This window comes from Metabacillus niabensis, assembly GCF_902829255.1.
In the GTDB taxonomy this organism is placed as follows: Bacteria; Bacillota; Bacilli; order Bacillales; family Bacillaceae; genus Metabacillus; species Metabacillus niabensis.
The window spans coordinates 1-18,986 of record NZ_CADEPK010000076.1; the positions used below are offsets into that span (position 1 = coordinate 1).

General features: G+C 36.4%; 16 protein-coding genes. 3 read left to right on the forward strand and 13 right to left on the reverse strand.

Features of this window, described 5'->3' with window-relative positions:
• The first annotated feature begins 307 nt into the window (after positions 1 to 307).
• Positions 308 to 1,324, forward strand: coding sequence for a DUF3231 family protein (locus HU235_RS08095; protein WP_095300041.1), 1,017 nt, complete (start codon positions 308 to 310; stop codon positions 1,322 to 1,324).
• Between the two features lie 302 nt (positions 1,325 to 1,626).
• On the opposite strand, the gene HU235_RS08100 is transcribed toward HU235_RS08095, so the two are convergent.
• Positions 1,627 to 1,923 carry a hypothetical protein gene (locus HU235_RS08100; protein WP_174879870.1) on the reverse strand — a complete coding sequence of 99 codons (297 nt, stop codon included), beginning with the start codon at positions 1,921 to 1,923 and terminating at the stop codon, positions 1,627 to 1,629.
• 108 nt (positions 1,924 to 2,031) lie between these two features.
• On the opposite strand from HU235_RS08100, the gene HU235_RS08105 reads away from it, so the two are divergent.
• Entirely contained in the window at positions 2,032 to 2,355 is a 324-nt protein-coding gene (locus HU235_RS08105; protein WP_145580793.1) for a MazG nucleotide pyrophosphohydrolase domain-containing protein, read from the forward strand.
• 55 nt (positions 2,356 to 2,410) lie between these two features.
• Here the strand turns inward: HU235_RS08105 and HU235_RS08110 are convergent, their stop codons facing one another.
• Positions 2,411 to 4,126 carry an ABC transporter ATP-binding protein gene (locus tag HU235_RS08110; RefSeq protein WP_174879871.1) on the reverse strand — a complete coding sequence of 572 codons (1,716 nt, stop codon included), beginning with the start codon at positions 4,124 to 4,126 and terminating at the stop codon, positions 2,411 to 2,413.
• 138 nt (positions 4,127 to 4,264) lie between these two features.
• Between HU235_RS08110 and HU235_RS08115 the strand changes: the two genes are divergently transcribed.
• Entirely contained in the window at positions 4,265 to 5,311 is a 1,047-nt protein-coding gene (locus HU235_RS08115; RefSeq protein ID WP_174879872.1) for a lactonase family protein, read from the forward strand.
• A gap of 203 nt (positions 5,312 to 5,514) precedes the next feature.
• On the opposite strand, the gene wrbA is transcribed toward HU235_RS08115, so the two are convergent.
• From wrbA to HU235_RS08170, 11 genes are all read right to left on the reverse strand, one after another.
• Positions 5,515 to 6,126 carry an NAD(P)H:quinone oxidoreductase gene (wrbA, locus tag HU235_RS08120; protein WP_145580790.1) on the reverse strand — a complete coding sequence of 204 codons (612 nt, stop codon included), beginning with the start codon at positions 6,124 to 6,126 and terminating at the stop codon, positions 5,515 to 5,517.
• A 266-nt stretch (positions 6,127 to 6,392) separates the two neighbouring features.
• Positions 6,393 to 7,019 (reverse strand): polysaccharide deacetylase family protein, encoded by a 627-nt coding sequence (locus tag HU235_RS08125; RefSeq protein WP_095300035.1) that lies wholly within the window; start codon positions 7,017 to 7,019, stop codon positions 6,393 to 6,395.
• Positions 7,020 to 7,279: 260 nt separating this feature from the next.
• On the reverse strand, positions 7,280 to 8,383 hold the full coding sequence (locus HU235_RS08130; RefSeq protein ID WP_174879873.1) for a Gfo/Idh/MocA family protein: 1,104 nt from the start codon (positions 8,381 to 8,383) through the stop codon (positions 7,280 to 7,282).
• A 101-nt stretch (positions 8,384 to 8,484) separates the two neighbouring features.
• A complete protein-coding gene (locus HU235_RS08135) occupies positions 8,485 to 9,639 on the reverse strand; it encodes a Gfo/Idh/MocA family protein (protein ID WP_174879874.1) in 1,155 nt (384 codons plus the stop codon).
• A 130-nt stretch (positions 9,640 to 9,769) separates the two neighbouring features.
• Positions 9,770 to 10,615, reverse strand: a complete 846-nt coding sequence (locus HU235_RS08140; protein WP_095300032.1) for an SDR family oxidoreductase — start codon at positions 10,613 to 10,615, stop codon at positions 9,770 to 9,772.
• A gap of 308 nt (positions 10,616 to 10,923) precedes the next feature.
• On the reverse strand, positions 10,924 to 11,607 hold the full coding sequence (locus HU235_RS08145; RefSeq protein ID WP_233452165.1) for a GntR family transcriptional regulator: 684 nt from the start codon (positions 11,605 to 11,607) through the stop codon (positions 10,924 to 10,926).
• 245 nt (positions 11,608 to 11,852) lie between these two features.
• The gene (gene uxuA, locus HU235_RS08150; protein ID WP_174879875.1) at positions 11,853 to 12,959 is read right to left on the reverse strand and encodes a mannonate dehydratase; all 1,107 of its coding nucleotides are present in this window, start codon (positions 12,957 to 12,959) and stop codon (positions 11,853 to 11,855) included.
• A gap of 72 nt (positions 12,960 to 13,031) precedes the next feature.
• Positions 13,032 to 15,122 (reverse strand): alpha-glucuronidase family glycosyl hydrolase, encoded by a 2,091-nt coding sequence (locus tag HU235_RS08155; protein WP_095300029.1) that lies wholly within the window; start codon positions 15,120 to 15,122, stop codon positions 13,032 to 13,034.
• Positions 15,123 to 15,422: 300 nt separating this feature from the next.
• A complete protein-coding gene (locus tag HU235_RS08160; protein ID WP_095300028.1) occupies positions 15,423 to 16,223 on the reverse strand; it encodes a response regulator transcription factor in 801 nt (266 codons plus the stop codon).
• A 23-nt stretch (positions 16,224 to 16,246) separates the two neighbouring features.
• Positions 16,247 to 17,998 (reverse strand): cache domain-containing sensor histidine kinase, encoded by a 1,752-nt coding sequence (locus tag HU235_RS08165; RefSeq protein WP_174879876.1) that lies wholly within the window; start codon positions 17,996 to 17,998, stop codon positions 16,247 to 16,249.
• 250 nt (positions 17,999 to 18,248) lie between these two features.
• The gene (locus HU235_RS08170; protein ID WP_095300026.1) at positions 18,249 to 18,641 is read right to left on the reverse strand and encodes a VOC family protein; all 393 of its coding nucleotides are present in this window, start codon (positions 18,639 to 18,641) and stop codon (positions 18,249 to 18,251) included.
• Between the last annotated feature and the right edge of the window lie 345 nt (positions 18,642 to 18,986).

The window sequence follows — 18,986 nt, forward strand, 5'->3', positions numbered from 1 at the left end:
GTTTGTTATTTGTCAAATGCATCTTATTATTAGGTTATGATTGTTCATATTACTGGAATAAGGTGCTAGGAGAATTTATTTAAAGTATAAGTGGATTATATGGATAAGAAATTATAAGTTGGTAGGGAAGATAATTTGATGTGATTTACTCTTGTTATTTTGAAGTGATATTTATGACGAAGAGGGATCGCAGTTGCTATTCTAAAAGGTAGGGAAATTATTCCATTTGAAACAAATAGACAAAATTATTAAAATTAATAAATTTTCTAAAGAGAGATAACCTAAGTAATAAAGGAGGGAAATTGTAATGGAAACAGAACATAATATTCGTTTAACTTCTGCAGAACTTTCAAGCTTATGGTCAAATTACTTAATGGATAGTATGTCTATTTGTGTATTTACATATTTTCTGGAAAAGGTAAATGATTCGGAAATAAAGCCGATAATTAAACAAGCATTGAAAATGTCATCAGAGCATATCGAAATCATTAAAAAAATTTTTAGCGCTGAAGGAATTCCCCTTCCTAAAGGGTTCACAGATGAGGATGTAAACCCACATGCTCCTAAATTATTTCAAGATACATTTTTATTAAATTATGTGAAGCACATGACTAAAGGTGGCCTTTCTTTATATGGTGCAATACTACCAAATATCGTAAGGAAAGACATAAGAGAATATTATTCAAGCTGTCTTGCTTCAACTACTGAATTATATAATGAGACAACATCTATTTTATCCTCTAAAGGAATTGAAATTAGACCACCGTTTATTCCATATCCAAAAGATGTAGAGTTCGTTGAAAAACAAAGCTTTTTAGCAGGCTGGTTTGGAGAGCAAAGATCATTGACTGGTCAAGAAATTATGAATCTCTTTACTAATATTCAAACAAATAAACTTGGAGAAGCATTAGTAATCGGTTTTGGCCAAGTAGCAGGTTCTGTAAAGATTCGTGATTATATGCTACGTGGTAAAGAAATTTCTAAAAAACATATTGCCATTTTCTCAAAATATTTAAATGCAGATGACCTACCATCCCCCATGACTTGGGATCATGAAGTTGAAGCTTCTACAGAAGCACCATTTTCCGATAAGCTAATGATGTACCATGTCGGTGTAATGAATGCTTCAAGTGTTGGAAATTATGGGGTAGCAATATCAATGAGTCAACGAAGAGATATTGCATCTGTTTATGTAAGGCTTTCTGCTGAAATTGGGAAATATGCGGAAGATGGAATAAATATTATGATTGATAACGCCTGGTTAGAAAGACCACCCCAAAACATTGACAGGGATGCTTTAATAAAAAAACGCAATGAAAACTAAGTACTGACATAGAAGTAGTTTGTTACATTTTAACCTGTTCATCATTTCAATTTACCAAGCGTTATAGCAGTAAAATATAGGGGATAAATTAATCTTATTATCCTCTTATTTGTTTCCTTAAGTTACATATTTTTACTATTGAAAAAGTTTGTCAATTCAATCTTAAACAAAAACGGAGATAATACAGAATTCTTCCATATGTTTAGCTTTATGGTGAAAATATCTCACCGAATTATCTTAAAGACTGTTTTGGGATAGTAAAAAATACGAGAAAAGGAGGCTTCCACTTCAGATCCTAAGCATTATTTCGCTCGATATCCACAATGCGGACAAGATGTTAGCATTTCATTAAATTTATAATGACAATTCGGACAATCAATATTATTACGGAGCTTCTTTACCATCTCCTCATGCTCGTTTAGCTTTGCTAAAATCATTTTCTGATTATGTAATAAAAGATTAAGTAAAAATAGGATGAGAGCAATACTTCCCCCAAAGGTTCCGATACCTATGAATTTTAAAAAGGACCCTGTAGAAAATCCTACAATCAAACTGACGGTTACTACAATTATCCCAACATAAAAAGCGATTTTCCCCATTGCTTGTCCCCCCATTCCTATTTGCACTAACCAAAATATTCCACTTGCAACTTCGATTATAACTGTTTTTCTGTTATTCTAAAATAGGTAAAAAAGGAGGCTACTAGTTTGAATGTAAACGAGTTTCAAAAATGGGTAAAGGATTATTATGAAGGTAGAGGCTGGTCTGAATTAGATATCTTTATTCGCATTGGGTTTTTAGCTGAAGAAACCGGTGAGGTAGCAAGGGCCATTCGTGCTCTTGAAATTGGTCGGGATCGACCTGATGAAGCAATTGGATCATTAGCAGAGCAAAAACAGGAATTGGTTGAGGAGCTTGGGGATGTTTTAGGAAATCTCATTGTCATTGCAAACAAATACGATATTTCCTTAGAGGAAATTTTTCAATCTCATCGCAAAAAGCTAGAAAAACGTTATGAACTTACAAAATAATCAAATCAATACATATGAAAAAGGAGCACCCGTTATGTAGTGCTCCTTTTTCATATTATCTTTGAAATTGTACTCGATGCAAATTCGCGAAAATTCCTTCTCGTTCGATTAATTCATCATGTGTACCTTGTTCAGCAATTCCGTCCTCTGTTACAACGACAATTCGATCAGCATTACGAATGGTTGCTAAACGATGGGCAATCACAAGAGTTGTTCGATTTTTCGAAAGCTCTGTTAACGCCTGCTGAATAATCATTTCTGTTTCGGTATCTAATGCAGATGTTGCTTCATCTAAAATTAAGATTGGTGGATTTTTTAAGAACATCCGAGCAATCGCAATCCGCTGCTTTTGTCCACCTGATAGCTTCAACCCACGCTCACCTATTTGTGTATCATAGCCAAATGGAAGGGAGTCAATAAAGCTTTCTAAGTGAGCCCGCTTTGCCGCTTCTTCAATTTCTTCCTCGGTTGCACCTAATTTTCCGTACGCAATATTTTCTCTTAACGTACCAGTAAATAAAAAGACATCCTGCTGAACAATTCCGATTTGTGAGCGAAGGGATTGCTTCGTCATATCCCGAACATCGATGCCATCAATTTTAATCGCGCCGTTATCGACATCATAAAAACGTGGGATGAGTGAGCATATTGTTGTTTTCCCTGCACCTGATGGACCAACAAAGGCAACTGTTTCACCAGCTTTTATCGACAAATCAATTCCCTTCAAAACCGTTTTATGCTCATCATATCCGAAGCTAACATCCTCAAAGCGAATATCCCCACGAAGAGTAGCTACTTCAACTGCATCCTTCGTATCAACTACATCCGGGTCTGTATCGATAAGCTCAGTGAAGCGTTTAAAACCTGCCATTCCTTTCGGATAAAGCTCCATTAAGGCACTAATTTTATCTATTGGTTTAAACAATACATTAACATAAAGGACGAACCCAACTAGCTCACCATATGATAGCTGATTTGTATAGCTTAACCATGCGCCGACAACCAATACTGCAAGGGTTACAAACCGTGTCATCATATAAATACCAGATAAGCTAAAGGACATGATTTTATAACCACGTAGCTTTGCCTTACGAAACTTTTGGTTATTTGCTTGGAATCGTTGGTTTTCAAACGTTTCATTTGTGAATGATTGAACGACTCGCACACCTGATACACTGTCCTCAACTCGTGAATTGACGTCAGCAATTTCACCGTACATTTTCTTCCAAGCACGATTCATTCTTAAGTTGCTAACGACCATAAGCCAGCCTAAAAACGGAAGAATAATTAATGCAACAAGGGCAAGCTTCACATTAATCGAAAACATAATCCAAAATGCCCCAACAAAGGTCATAACCGAAATAAATAAGTCCTCTGGTCCATGATGGGCAAGCTCACCAATATCCATTAAATCATTCGTAATTCTACTCATAATATTTCCTGTTTTCGTATTATCGAAAAACTTAAATGACTGCTTTTGCACATGCTGAAACAATTGTCTTCTCATATCTGTTTCGATATTAATTCCAAGCATATGTCCCCAATAATTGACGATATACTGCAAAAAAGTGCTAAGTATATACAATAGCAATAGCGTAATACTTATTGTAACAATCATTGACCAATTTTCAGTTGGCAGCAATGTATCAATAAACCATTGCACGGCTAACGGAAAGGCTAATTCAAAAAGCGCAACAATGATCGCACTGCTAAAGTCAATGATAAACAACTTTTTATGTGGTAAATAAAAGCTAAAAAATCGCCTTAACATCTTCTTTTTCTCCTTTTTTTTCTATTAAATACCTATTATATTATCAGTTATTAGAAAAATATGATATGAAAAAGTTGTTTCAATGAAAGAACAAGCGATATAATAAAGTGAATTTACACGGAGAAAGGAGAAAGCATTTTGACAATTTTTAATGGGTACATCGGTACATATACGAAAGAAGATAGTAAAGGAATCTATAGCTTTACATTAGATACTGAGGCAAAACAAATTAGCAACGTTAAAGCTGTTGCCGAATTGAACAATCCTACATATGTCAATATTAGCAACGATAACAAAGTACTTTACGCTGTTGTTAAGGAAGGTGATAAAGGAGGAGTTGCTTCATATGCGATTAATAACCAAACTGGTGAATTAACAGAATTAAGTCGCCAAGTAACAGAAGGTGCATCTCCATGTCACGTAAGTGTTGACAAAAACAATCAACAGGTTGTCACAGCTAATTATCATCGTGGAACTGTTGAAGCTTATCTCGTCAATGAAGACGGAACAGTTAACCGTTCAACATCAATCATGCAGCATGAAGGACAAGGTCCACATGAGAGACAGGAAAAACCACATACACATTTCTCTGGCTTTACTCCTGATGAAAAATTTGTTGTTGCCGTTGATTTAGGGATCGACAAGGTCATTACGTATAAAATTGATAACGGTGCACTAACTGAAGCTCACACTCTATTAGTAAAAGCAGGTAGCGGCCCTAGACATATTACATTCCATCCAAATGGAAAATATGCATATGTCATGACTGAGCTAAGCAACGAAGTTATTGCTTTAAGCTATAACGCAGAAACTGGTATTTTCACAGAATTACAATATATCGCAGCAATCCCAGAAGATTTCACAGAAAATAGTCAAGGTAGCGCAATTCATATTTCTTCAGACGGTCGTTTCGTCTACGCTGGAAATCGTGGTCATAACTCAATCGCAGTATTCCGCGTAAACGAGGAAACTGGTGAATTAGCTCTAGTTGAATACACTTCAACTGAAGGTAATTGGCCACGTGACTTTGCCTTTGATCCAACCGAAAGCTTCATCGTTGCTTCAAATGAAGAAAGCGGAAATCTTGTATTGTATGCTCGTGATAAAGAAACTGGACGTTTATCTGTCATTCAATCAGATGTAGCAGTACCATATCCAGTTTGCGTGAAGTTTTTACATGCATAAAAGATAATTTGAACCGCTCGGATATTGTTTTCCGAGTGGTTTTTCTGTGTTCGTAAACTTTGTTGCCTTTTACTTGTCGTTTTTGTTTGACTTCGCTACAGTACTCGCTTTCTGCGGAGTAGGTATTGAGCTCCTCTCGTAAACACATTTCACATCAATAGAAAAGGCTAGCTGTTCATAGTAAACAGTTAGCCTTTAATCCATTATTTGTTTGCATTCTTTATTGCATCTGCGATTTGAACAGTACGTTTTGCTTGGTGTTTAACCGCTGCTTCAACGTTTTCTTTCATTTTTCCATTTTGGTCGACTGTGACACTTGTCCCGTATGGATTTCCACCAGCTTCAAATAATATTGGATCTGTATAACCAGGTGCTGCAACAATCGCTCCCCAATGATACATAGTCGTATATAATGATAAAATCGTTGCTTCTTGACCACCATGAGAGTTTTGCGCAGAGGTCATGGCACTTACAACTTTATTAACAAGCTTCCCATTAAACCAAAGTCCACCTGTTGTATCTAAGAATGCTTTCATTTGCGAAGGCATGTTTCCAAATCTTGTTGGAACACTGAAAATCATCGCATCTGCTTCTTCTAAATCATTTAAAGTGACTTCTGGTACATCCTTTGTTGCATCATAATGAGCTTTCCACGCTGGATTTGATTCGATCGCTGCTTGTGGCGCTGTTTCCGGTACCTTAAACACCTTTACATCCGCACCAGCCTCTTTACCACCTGCTTCAGCCCATTGTGCTAGCTGATAATTTGTTCCTGTTGAACTGTAGTAAATAACCGCTAATTTTACGTTTGCCAATGCATTCATCTCCTTTATTTTTTAAAAGCCCAAACATAGTATGTCAATTTTATGCTTTTTTAAACAAAGAAGGATAAAATTAGAAAAAGGGCTGCTGTTTTCATACACTAATTTAGAGGTGCGATGTAAGTTATTTTTGATTCACCCTTCTCGCTTTCCACACTTCTTTTAGTGACCATCCTCGGCAACATAGGTTAGGTTATTTTAGATAACTTATATAATAAACTCTTAAAAAGGCGTATAAAGACCCTTTTTTCTAAAAAAGGTTACGCATTTGACATTTCCAACAATTCACTAACCGTTACAAGCTGATAGCCTTCTTCAACAAGCTCGGCTACAAGAAGCCGAACTGCCTCTATCGATTGTGAGCGATCGCCAAATCCATCATGAAAAATTAGAATGCTGCCATTACGAATATGACCTTTAGACTTTTCTACGATAAACTGGACACCTGGCTGCTCCCAATCTAATGCATCTCCATTAAGTGCACCGATTGTCTTATACTGAAATCTTTCAACAATCTTTTTTGTTTCCTCGTTATAATCTATGTAAGGTGGACGAAATAAAACAGGCTGCTTTCCTGTTAATTGTGTAATAAGCTTTTCCGTTTTTTCTAACTCAAGATAACATTCCTCTTCACTTAATTTCGTTAAGCCAGGATGAGTAAATGTATGGTTTCCAATTTCATGGTTTTGCTCAAATACTTCAGCTACAACCTCAGGATGCTTCTCCATTTGTTCCCCAATCATAAAAAAGGTTGCTTTACCTGATACTTGCTGGAAAATCTCTAATAATTGCTTTGTATATAAAGGATTTGGTCCGTCGTCAAATGTAAATGCTATTGCTTTACGGTCGGTTTTAACCTCATTAATAATCCCTAGGCTATTAGTCATTGTAGATACTCCCCCATTTTCGTTCATTTACGACATCAATCTATCTATAAAAAAGAATTAACATCATAACCTTTTTCGTTACTTTAATAATTTAATTCGACAGTGCAAAAGATGATTCCTTCTGTTTAAATCGTATTCTTTTAACATTGAGTTAGTAAACAACTAAGAAAATAAACAAAAAGACTTGGTTTAAATCCAAGCCTTTCTCATACTTCAGTTTTTGTAAATAGCGAACTCTTTACATCTTGCATTCGCTCTGTTCATTTTCTTAATTGGTGGATAGCATTTGCTGACTCAATGAAAACTGCTTGCTCCTGTGCCTCAATACAAAGCTCTGCCACTCGAAAAGCATGCTCCTGTGTCATTGCATTTTCTGTGTTATTTATGCAATCCAAAATAAATTCACCGAAAAACGGGAATCCGACCTTACCTGATAGCTCAAAGTGCTTTTCCCCTGAATGATTGACTAAATAAAGGTGGTTAGATGACCCATCACGGCCGATATCGATATATTTTCGTACTTCTATATAACCATCTGTCCCTAAGATTGTCACCCTGCCATCACCCCATGTGCCAAGCCCGTCTGGTGTTAACCAATCAACACGGAAATAAAAGGTTGCTCCGTTATCAGCAACTAATGTCGCATCTCCGAAATCTTGAAAATCCGGATAATCCTTCATGCTATAATTTGCAACCTTACTGTGTAAAACTACGGCATCCTTCGCACCTGAAAAATGTAGAAACTGTTCAATTTGATGACTTCCTATATCACAAAGAATCCCGCCAAATTTCTCAGGATCAAAAAACCAATCTGGTCGTTGAGAAGGATTTGCTCGATGAGGACCAGTACCAATTACTTGAACAACTCTCCCAATCGCACCCTCCTCAATTAATTGTCCTGCATACACTGCACTTTCTACATGTAATCTTTCACTATAGTAAATTCCCCATTTTAACCCTGTTTCAGCAACCTTTTTTCTTGCTGCTGTTACTTGCTCTAGCTTTGTAAATGCCGGTTTATCGACAAAATAATGCTTTCCACTATCTAAAACGCGAAGGCCAAGCGCACCTCTCTCAGAAGGAATATTGGCTGCTGCCACGAGCTTGATCGATGGATCTTGGAAAATCTCCTCTTCAGAAGCTGCGATTACGACATCGTTATAAATCTCACAAAATTTAGCGACCTTCTTATCATCAGGATCATAAACCGCTAAAAGCTCTCCACCAGCCTCAATTAATCCATTACACATTCCATAAATATGACCGTGATCTAATCCAATAGCTGCAAATTTGAATTCCCCTTCATTTACAACTTTGTGAACACGACCTTTTGGTGCATAATTCATCCCATCTTTGCGATCCATCTATCATTCCCCTTTACGTTTCACAAAATAACTCCCATCCAAAACGCGTGACATCATAATTTAATAGAGTTTTCCAAACCGAAATATAAAGTCTTGAAGGATTACTCGTATTTCCCACCTGTTGTAATCGTATTATCTGTAAAATTATCAATAGATGTTGTCTTTTCATAAAAATGTGTTGCATACTTTAATAATCCTTCCCTGGAATAGAAAGGACTATCAGCGGTTAAAGGTAGTTTTACCGTTTTTCCTAAGCTTGCCGATTGGTAAATCGCTGTGATCAATTCAAGGGTCCGTCTTCCTTGAATACCATCCACTAAAACTTCCTTTTTACCTTGGACAGCTTGCAAAACATCATGTATTTGACCTGGATGTCCTTCATGCTTGAGGTTTTCTTGCTCCAAGTATAAAGCTTGGATTTTCCGTTCTATTTCCAAGTCATCTTCAGGAAAGCCATTTTGTTTTGATTTTGAAGCCTTTACTTTCCAAGGAACAGAGACACGAGCATTTTTACCTTGAAAGATTAATTGCTGCTCCTCTCCATGATGAATAACAGAGCTTGTAATTTGCACTAAGCTCCCATCATCATATTTACCAATTGCAATGGAAATATCCTCAACCTCTGCATTTTCATGAGCAGCATTACTCATAATTGCTGTTATTTCTTTTGGCATTCCATTCATCCATTGAAAAATATCAATATGATGGACAGCATGGTTTAAAGTAGGTCCCCCACCTTCTTTTTCCCATGTGCCTCGCCACCATAAATCATAATAGCTAAACCCTCGCCACCAATAGGAATCAACTTGAGTATGAACGATCGGTCCCATTAATTTAGAATCAAGGATCGCTTTAAGCTTCATCATTGGTGATAGAAATCGATTTTGTGAAACAATCGAAAGGATATTTCCCGTCTTTTTTGCTGCTGTATTCATTGCATCACATTCCTCCAATGAGGAGGCCATCGGTTTTTCGACAAGAACATGCTTGTTTGAATGTAATAGCTTAATAGCGATTTCTGCATGGGTATACGGTGGTGTACAAACCGAAACTAAATCAATGGTTGAATCGTTGACGACTTTTTCATAATGCTCATAAATTTCTACATCTAAGTGAAATCGTTCTGCTAGATTTTTGGCCTTTTCTGGATAAATGTCACAAATTGCAACAATTTTACATTGTTCATGAAACTGTAAATAGCTGTTAATATGTGCGGATGAAATTGCTCCAGCACCAATAATCGCAACATGTATCATAAAATTATACCCCTTTGTTTAAGACGTTTAAAAATCCAGGAAAGAAAATGTTTTAGCAGCCCACAATTCTCCGAAAATATAAGAAGTCTTTTCACCTCCTTAAAATCGGGTGATGCTTTTCTTTTCCAAATTAGACCCCAGAATAAGCCATAAATCCACCATCAACAGGGACACTAATCCCTGTTACAAAACCACTTGATGACTGATCAGCTAGCCAAAGTAACGTCCCTAATAGGTCCTCAGGGTTTCCAAGTCTTCTCATTGGCGTATGGGAAAGAATCTTTTCTGTTCTTTCCGTATTCGTGCCATCCTCATTTTTTAATAGCTTTTCGTTTTGCTTTGTCAGAAAGAAGCCTGGTGCTATTGCGTTTACCCGAATTCCCATTTCAGCGACATGGACGGCGAGCCATTTTGTGAAATTTTCAATCCCTGCTTTTGCCGCACTATATGCTGGAACCTTCGTCATTGGGCTTGGAGCACTCATTGATGAAATATTAATGACTGAGCCGTTTTTTCCTATCATTCTTTTCATAAAAATTTGTGTTGGAATAAGCGTCCCAACAATATTTAAATTAAAGACAAATTGAAATCCTTCTGTCGTTAAATCAAAAAATGTTGCAACCTCTTGATTCTGTAAATCTGCTAACGAAAAAATTTCCTTTGTTGTAATTCCCTTTGGATGATTTCCCCCTGCACCATTAATTAACAGATCACACGCCCCATATTGCGCAAACACTAGTTCATCCGCTTTTTCAACACTTTCCCGCTCAAGTACATTGCATTCAACAGCTAACGCTTCTCCTCCCATGTCTTTAATCTCATTTACGACAGCCTCAGCCTTTTCATAGGTTCGATTTAGAACCGCTACCTTCATCCCTTGTCTTGCAAGCTCTTTTGCCATACAGCCGCATAAAACACCACCGCCACCTGTAACAACTGCCACTTTTCCAGCTAAATTCTCATAGATCGGTAACATTTTTCATCCCATTCCCTTTCCAAGCAAACTATTTATCCTTCAAAAAAAATCGTAGTCTCATACTTACTACTATCCTTTTTAAACGCTTACAAATATATTATCATGAAACCCCTTGTTATTTTATTGATGGCGAAAAGCACGGGCAAGCTACTCTATCATTTTCCCCATTTTCTTTTTAATTTCTAATGATACTAGTATGGTGAAACTAAGTGAATTCTACTATCCACTTTCTAGTTAGCGACCATTAGGGGCAGAGTAATCACAGGCTTTAACGAAAATGATCAACCTCTCCCCCACTAGTTCATTGCTTATTTAAAATAAGTTGGAAAGCGTTCCTTTAGAAAATCCTTTTCAATAACAACTAAACGTAAATGCTCGCTCATAACAGCTTCTGCCTTAGCTGGTTCATTGCTTTTAATTAATTGTAAAATATTTTTGTGCTGAGAAATAATAACAGACCAATCTAAAGGCGATGTTAACCGTAACAAGCGTAAACGATTAAAGTGAGTATTCATTTGGCGTAGCATTTCCCATGTCCTTTGTTTTCCACAGCCAAAGAAGATGATTTTATGAAATTCATCATCTAGTTCAAACTGTTTTAAAAAATTCCCTCTCTCCACAAGCTTTTCTTGTAAGATAAGATTTGTCTCTAATTGAAAAATGTCATCCTCAGATAATGATTCACATGCCAAACGAACGACTGCTTTTTCGATATTTTCACGAACAAATCTCGATTCCTCAACATGTGCTAAATCAATTTTTGAAACAACTGTCCCTTTTTGCGGGTAGATATCAAGTAACCCCTCCTGAGCTAATTGTAAAAACGATTCACGAACAGGAGTCCGACTTACCTTTAATTGCTCTGCAATCTCTTTTTCTGACATCTTCACTCCAGGCTCTAGCTCTAATGTGAAGATTTTTTCTCTTAAAGTTTGGTAGATAAATTGCTTTGTTGATCCATTATTCCTACTACCATTCGCTGATAAATCCAACATCTCCCACCTCATTATTTTTCATTCCGTTCCAAAAAATACCTCCTTCATACTAGTATGGTACTTTTCATTCTATTATAGTGATTATTCATATGTCGTTCAATCATATCGTTTTTTATAGACAAAGCAGCATACGCTCCTCAAGGCTAGTAAACAATCGCTTTACCTCATTTTTAATATGATATCTCTGTTTCATAAGAATATCCGTATTCAAAAAGGCAACTTTCTATCCCACATTATCTTGCTCATAAATTTGGAAGTATAGTAGATTTAAACTTACTCTCCTCCTGCTTCTTTTCCTTCTCTAAATAATCCCATAATCCCCAAATATACATAATGCCTAATGCCCGATCATAAAGTCCGTATCCTGGACGACACTCTTCATCAAAAATATGTCTTCCGTGATCAGGGCGGGCATATCCGGTATAGTTGATATCATGGTAGGCTTTAACAATTCCAGTTATATCAACAGATCCATCCTTTGTTCGATGAGAGGTTTCAATAAAATCGCCATTTTCAAATCTTTTTACATTTCGAATATGTGCAAATGGAATCCTCTCACCAAATTCTTTTATCATCTCAACGATATTATTATTTGCAGCTGCTCCTAATGAACCACTACAGAGCGTGACACAGTTAGAAGGACTATCAATTAAATGTAATAACCTTCTAATATTTGCTGCTGATGTAATAATCCGCGGTAAGCCAAAAATCGGCCATGGTGGATCATCAGGATGAATCGCCATTTTCACATCATGTCTTTCTGCAACCGGAATGATTTCCTTTAAAAAGTAATGAAGATTATTCCATAAATCCTCAGTCGTTATGTTCCGATATGCAACAAATAATTTTTCAAGCTGACTTAATCGTTCCGGCTCCCAGCCTGGCATCGTAAAATCCGGATTATTTGCAACCTTTGCAACGAGCTCCGACGGATCCATATTTTCCACCATTTGATTTTCGTAAAAAAGGGCAGTTGAACCATCAGACATCTCCTTAAATAATTCAGTTCGTGTCCAATCAAAAACCGGCATAAAATTATAGCAAATGACTTTCACGCCGACACTTGCTAGTTTTTCAATTGTTCGTTTATAGTTTTCAATATATTCATCTCTTGTTGGTAAACCTAGTTTTATATCCTCATGAACATTAACGCTTTCAACAACATCAATATGGAAGCCATGCTCATTTATCTCCTGCTTCACCTCAAGAATTTTTTCCATCGGCCATTCACAGCCAGCAGGAAGATCATGAAGCGACCATACAATTCCTTCCACACCGGGAATTTGCTTAATATGCTTTAATGATACGGAATCATTTCCGTTTCCAAACCAACGAAATACCATTCTCACTCTCTATCTTCCTCCTAATTAGCACAAGTTGAGAAAACAATCTCATCTATAGTTAGTTTATGCGCGAATCATTTAATATATTTTTCTATGTTTTTCATCCTCGATCCCGGATTTGCGGAAAAAGTACGTATTGATTTTATCCCGCCATTCTGTTGCATTTTTTAGCTGTCTTTCAAGTCTTTCTAGTACATTGTGATAAATAGCCTGATCGATATCACCGTCTAGTTCACTAAACATCGCTTTTAATTTTTCCACCTGCTCTACACCTGCAAAATGTGTATCATAAATATGCTGGATAACCGTTTTCCCTGAATGTAACCGATGAGTATAAGGAACATGATGGAAAAATAATAAAAGCTCATCAGGACATGTTTCAAGAGATTCATAGAATGCACTATTTGGAGGGAAATATTGATTCGTATATCCTGTACCAGTAGCGGACGTTCTATCAACACCGATCCCATCTCGATCCGCATAATGATATGTTCCCCAGACAGAATATTCATAGCCATCAATATTAGGACCATAATGATGACCAGGGTTTATCATCCAACCAACCCCAAGTGGTGCAGTATAATTTTCATATATTGGCCATGAGCTCATTAGCATGTTCAATATCGTTTCCTTAACATTTGGCTTATGACCAAATGTTGCTGTGATCCATTCCTCGGCAATTTCTTCTGATGTTAATTCCGGGTTCCAAATTAACCGGCCATAGCCGTATAAATTTGCTTGTGCGAGCGTATTTCCAGTCCAATTTTGGTCATTTCCAATATTTGAGACAGCTGCTACCCCACTATATTTAAATTGAAATAACGAACCATCGACAATTTTTTTCACCTCTGAATTTTTACCGTCAGCAAAGGTGTCAAAATCTAACACTTCCTTCCATTGTGGAACAAGATAACAAAGATCAATTTGTTGACCTGTATACTCCTGAGCCACTTGAAACTCAATGATCTGATTCGTTTCACTCATCGCACCAAATAATGGGGAAACCGGCTCACGAACTTGGAAATCCATTGGACCATTTTTCACCTGTAAAATAACATTTTCTAAAAACTTACCATCAAGGGGCTTAAAATGATCATAGGCTGCTTTTGCGCGATCTGTTGATCGATCACGCCAATCCTGCAGGCAATTATAAACAAAGCAACGCCATATGACGACTCCACCAAAAGGCTGTAGCGCCTTTGCCAAAACATTTGCCCCTTCAGCATGATCACGGTTATATGAAAAAGGTCCAGGACGGTGCTCTGAATCAGCTTTGACGACAAATCCTCCAAAGTCTGGTATGTATGAATATATTTCCTCTGCTTTCTCCTTCCACCATGCTTCAACATCAGGATTCAATGGATCCGCTGTATCAAGATCGCCAAGCTCAATTGGACTTGCATAATTGATCGATAAGAACGTTTTGATCCCGTAGGCTCGAAAAATATCCGCTACCTTTGCAACATCAGGAAGAAAGTCCTCTGTTATTAATTTTGTTTCAACCTTAAATACATTTACATTATTAATCGAAATCGCATTTATCCCGACAGAGGAAAGTAGACGCGCATAGTCCTTTATCCGTTCCCAGTCACCAATAAATTGATTATCTGCATAAAATATCGAATTGCCCGAGTAGCCCCGTTCAATCGTTCCATTCATATTGTCCCATTGATTGATCATTCTAAATTGATTTCTTGGATTTTCAATTATGTCAACACTTTGTAGTTCTTCCTGCTGTGCCATCTTTCTTAATAAATGAAACGCAGCATATAAAACACCTTTATCCTGTTTTCCTAATAGGTAGAGCTTATTGCAGCTGTTGTCATTTATAGCTTTGATTATGTAACCGTCATCATTTACTTGTTCAAAAACAACAGGATGAATGACATCCTCGTATAAATGAGCATCCTCAGCTGTAGCTAAAATAATCGCTGATGATTGTTGTGGATTCGTTGAAACAGATGGTGTATGACCAAGTAAAGATGTTAGTCCCTTCTGCAATTCACTTAAAGCTGACGTCTTAATCGGAGAGTCTTCTGCTACTACTATGATGTGGCAATATTTTTGATACTGCTCAATCCAGGCTTCTTCCTCAATTTTTCTATATTGTAACCAACAATGATAACTAACATTAGATCTAAGTTCGTCCGTGATATTCAGTTTACTCATGTTATTCCCCTTCCCTGCTTTGCTCCGTAGAATTAAAAAGCACATGCTCCATGAACATTTACCCCATTTTCCCTTAGCAACTCCAAACTAATTATACTAGTATGGTAGTTATAGACCATTATAGTTTATGTTTTATGAATTTTCAACCAATTGTTTCCCCATATATCTTTATAGGCAAAAAAAGAGCATCATACATGCTAGTAACAATGCTCTTTTTCAATCTATTAAAATAGTTGTACTTTGATTTGTTAATAAAACTTGCAGGAAATGATGTCTATAGCAAAAATTTGCTGATCATTTTTAATCCTTTAGCATTTCAATTTCATTAACATTTGTACTTTTACGATATTGACTAGGTGTTTGTCCATCATATTCTTTAAATAGTTTAATGAAATATTTAGATGTACTATAGCCAACCTTTTCTGCTATTTCCGACACAGATAAATTTGTAAACAGCAATAGCTTCTTTGCCTTCTGTAATCTCATTCTTGTTACATACTCACTGAATGTCATATTAACCTGCTCTTTAAACAAGGCACTAAAATAACTAGGGTTTAAATGAACAAACTGTGCGACATCCTTTAACGTAAACGGTTCTTCTAAATGCTGATCAACAAACGCAATCGCCCTTGTAATCGGCGTCTCCTCTTCTGTATCCGGTCCCTTTATTTCGGCTAATTTTTCATCGACAACCTTTTGTAGCTTTCCTTCTCGTTCACGCTTAGCTTGTTCATTTAATGCATGTTCAACAGCTTCAATTAACTTTCTTTTCGTTAAAGGCTTTAACAAATAATTCAGAACACCTAATTGTAAAGCTTCCCTTGCGTAATCAAATTCTGAATAAGCAGATATGATGATCACGACTAAATTTTGCCCTTCTTCTTTAAGTAGCTTCAACATTTCAATTCCGCTAATCTCTGGCATTGAAATATCCGTCAGCAAGATGCTAACTTTTTTCTGTCTGAGAATCGGGATGGCTGTCTCTGCACTGTCTGCACTAATAATTTCATATTTCCCTTCACTCCAGCTTTCTAGAGTCTTTTTTAAACCTTCACGTGTTTTTGGCTCATCATCAACTATCAAAATGGTTTTTTTTAGCATTAGTAAGCCCCCCTTTATTCGACTTAACTTTCCGTAAAATCGAATCTATCTCGATCAATTGGTACTTCGAAGGTAAAACTGGTTCCCTTATTTTCTTCACTAGTAATGTTAATTTGGTTTGTCTCATTCTGCTTATAATATAATTGGAGACGTTTGTTCACATTTGCTATCGCCATTCCATTTCCTCTCATCGAATAAACCTTTCCTGTTTCAAGGAGATTGTGAATTTTGTCAATTGCTTCCTTTTCCATTCCAGGCCCATTATCCCGGACGGAAATGAGAAGGTTCCCTTGCTTAGCGGATGGTTCAACAATGATATGGACAAATCCTTCTCCAACTTTATTCCCTACACCGTGTAAAATAGCATTTTCCACAATTGGTTGAATAAGTAGCTTTGGAATTTTAACTAATTCATACTCTGAAGGAATCGTCACACTCCATGTAAATCGCTCTCCAAACCTCATTTTCATCAGCTGCATATACATTTCAATATGCTCAATTTCCTGCTTAAGCGTTACCCATTCATCCTGTTTATGACTGCTAATCGTATAACGAAATAGCTCTGACATCGCAATAACAGAATCAGCTAATTCTTCTTCCCCTTTTTCATCCAATGACCAATATAGCGCATCTAGTGTATTGAATAAAAAATGCGGATTGATTTGAGATTGCAATGCTTTTAGCTCTGCATGGCTTTTTAAAATTTCCTTTTCATAAACAACCTGAATTAAATGATTCGTGTTTTCGACAAGTTGATTGTAGGTCGTATTTAATTCATTGATTTCAACTGTTGAAGAGATTTCCGGATTTATCGTTAACTGCCCATCCCTGCCTCGTTTCATTGTTTTCGTTAATTTTAAAATCGGTCTCGTGATCATTGTCGATAGTAAAATAGATGAGATTGCAAAGATAAAAAAACCAAAAGCCCCTGATAAAATAATCGCAGAGCGAAGGACTGTTATTCCTTTCATGACAGTACTTAAAGGTGTTAAAAAATACATCGTCCAACCTGTTATTGCAGATGTTTGCTTAACAATCATGTAATCGCTTCCATCGATTTCAGTTGTCGTCCCCTTTTCCGATACGATCTTATCGATATTCCCTTTATAATTTGATGTAATCGGTTGATTTTGCTTGTCTACTAAAATAGTATATTCCTGATTTTGATTCGCTTCAGTAAAATCAAAATAATACGGATCAATTTGAACGATAAGATATCCCCCGTTTGAAAATGCTCGTTCAATTAAGCTTACACGTCGAATCGCAAGATAGTGTCCAGGCTCTTTTGGGTCCTTGCCAATCCAAACAAGTTTACCGCGAGCCTTATTCGCCGCATCAATCCATTTATGCTCGACCCGATTAAAAAGCCCTACTTCATCTAACGGAATTAACCTTCTATCTTTTGTTGAAAAAAGCTCGAAAGCAGATATCCCATTTGAAAATACTTGAAATTTATTACCTGTTTGCATTAATGCTTGTCTTTCATTAAAGGTAGCTAACTTTCCTAGTTTTTCATTAAGTAATAATTTTTGCACATAGGAATCTGTCGCAATCTGTTTTGTCAATGTATCCACCTGCTGATAGAGTGATTCTATTCTGCCCATGGCCTCTATTGACGTTTGTTGAATTTGTTTCTCCGCATTATTATGAAGCAAATTAAACACTAAGTTGTATGTCATAATACCTACAAAACAAAGAACTAAAATCATCACACTTAAAAAAACTAGTAAAATCTGATTACGTAATGTATTATATCTTGCTAGATTTAATCTCATAACCCCATGCCCTTCACTTATTGTCAATTTGTCAGAGATTTCACTATTAATGTATCATACAAGTATTCAAATTTACATAGTTTATTAAGTAAACGAAGTATTTTTTATTGAATCTTGCCTTATATTCATTAATAAGGCTTGTTTTTTGCATACATTTTTTCGCGCAAAAAACAAGCCTACAGCGGGTTACTCATCATCACTCAATTGCTTATCAATCTATGTTCCAAATCAAAAAAGTGACATGTATCTTTTAATTAAGCGTTGCCCTGTCAACATTCAATTCGATTAAATTATAGTCAGGATCCATACAAAAGATTTGTGCAAACCCACTTACACTTTCTCTCTTCTCCTCGATTTCAATCCCCTGTGATATTAAATACGATAAAGTTTCCTCATAATTTTGCACACGAATCGCAAAATGACCTTCTTTAGAATTGATCGAATGATCCTTCCTCAAAGTAGATGCATTAGGTTCAACAATTAAATGGAGCTGCTGCTGTCCAACCTCATACCACGCTCCTGGAAAATCAAAGTTTGGCCGTTTTAACTCCTTTAAACCGAGAATTTCCCCATAAAAATGTTTTGCTTTTTGCAAATCAGTCACCGTTAAACTTACATGATGAATACTTTCTACTTTAATCAAAATGAACTCCCCCTAAATTTCTTTTAACAAGGCTCTTTTCTAAAATATGATGTTTACTTTGGAAAGCATGAATGTAGTGTAAATGTAACTCCACGACTACTAATAATAAACACAATAGTTTATGAAAACATCCTTTAGCAAAAACAAATTTCTGAGCATATGTTATAGTACCTTTTTATTTGTTAGGCACCCGCCCCGCAAACGGTAACTAACCACATCATGGCAGAAACAGCTTTTGCCTGAAATATCGAAATGAATTTTTAAGGTCAAATAAAATGTTAATGCTTTCATTTTAGCATGATAACGATTATTGGTCATTTTTTAACTTCACCATAGGTATGAACC

Excerpts from the sequence above, each read along its gene's own strand:
- HU235_RS08135 (WP_174879874.1), bottom strand. The coding sequence starts at position 9,639 with ATGATACATGTTGCGATTATTGGTGCTGGAGCAATTTCATCCGCACAT.
- HU235_RS08100 (WP_174879870.1), bottom strand. The coding sequence starts at position 1,923 with ATGGGGAAAATCGCTTTTTATGTTGGGATAATTGTAGTAACCGTCAGT.
- HU235_RS08095 (WP_095300041.1), top strand. The coding sequence starts at position 308 with ATGGAAACAGAACATAATATTCGTTTAACTTCTGCAGAACTTTCAAGC.
- HU235_RS08165 (WP_174879876.1), bottom strand. The coding sequence starts at position 17,998 with ATGAGATTAAATCTAGCAAGATATAATACATTACGTAATCAGATTTTA.
- HU235_RS08155 (WP_095300029.1), bottom strand. The coding sequence starts at position 15,122 with ATGAGTAAACTGAATATCACGGACGAACTTAGATCTAATGTTAGTTAT.
- HU235_RS08130 (WP_174879873.1), bottom strand. The coding sequence starts at position 8,383 with ATGGATCGCAAAGATGGGATGAATTATGCACCAAAAGGTCGTGTTCAC.
- HU235_RS08125 (WP_095300035.1), bottom strand. The coding sequence starts at position 7,019 with ATGACTAATAGCCTAGGGATTATTAATGAGGTTAAAACCGACCGTAAA.
- HU235_RS08110 (WP_174879871.1), bottom strand. The coding sequence starts at position 4,126 with ATGTTAAGGCGATTTTTTAGCTTTTATTTACCACATAAAAAGTTGTTT.
- HU235_RS08160 (WP_095300028.1), bottom strand. The coding sequence starts at position 16,223 with ATGCTAAAAAAAACCATTTTGATAGTTGATGATGAGCCAAAAACACGT.
- HU235_RS08140 (WP_095300032.1), bottom strand. The coding sequence starts at position 10,615 with ATGTTACCGATCTATGAGAATTTAGCTGGAAAAGTGGCAGTTGTTACA.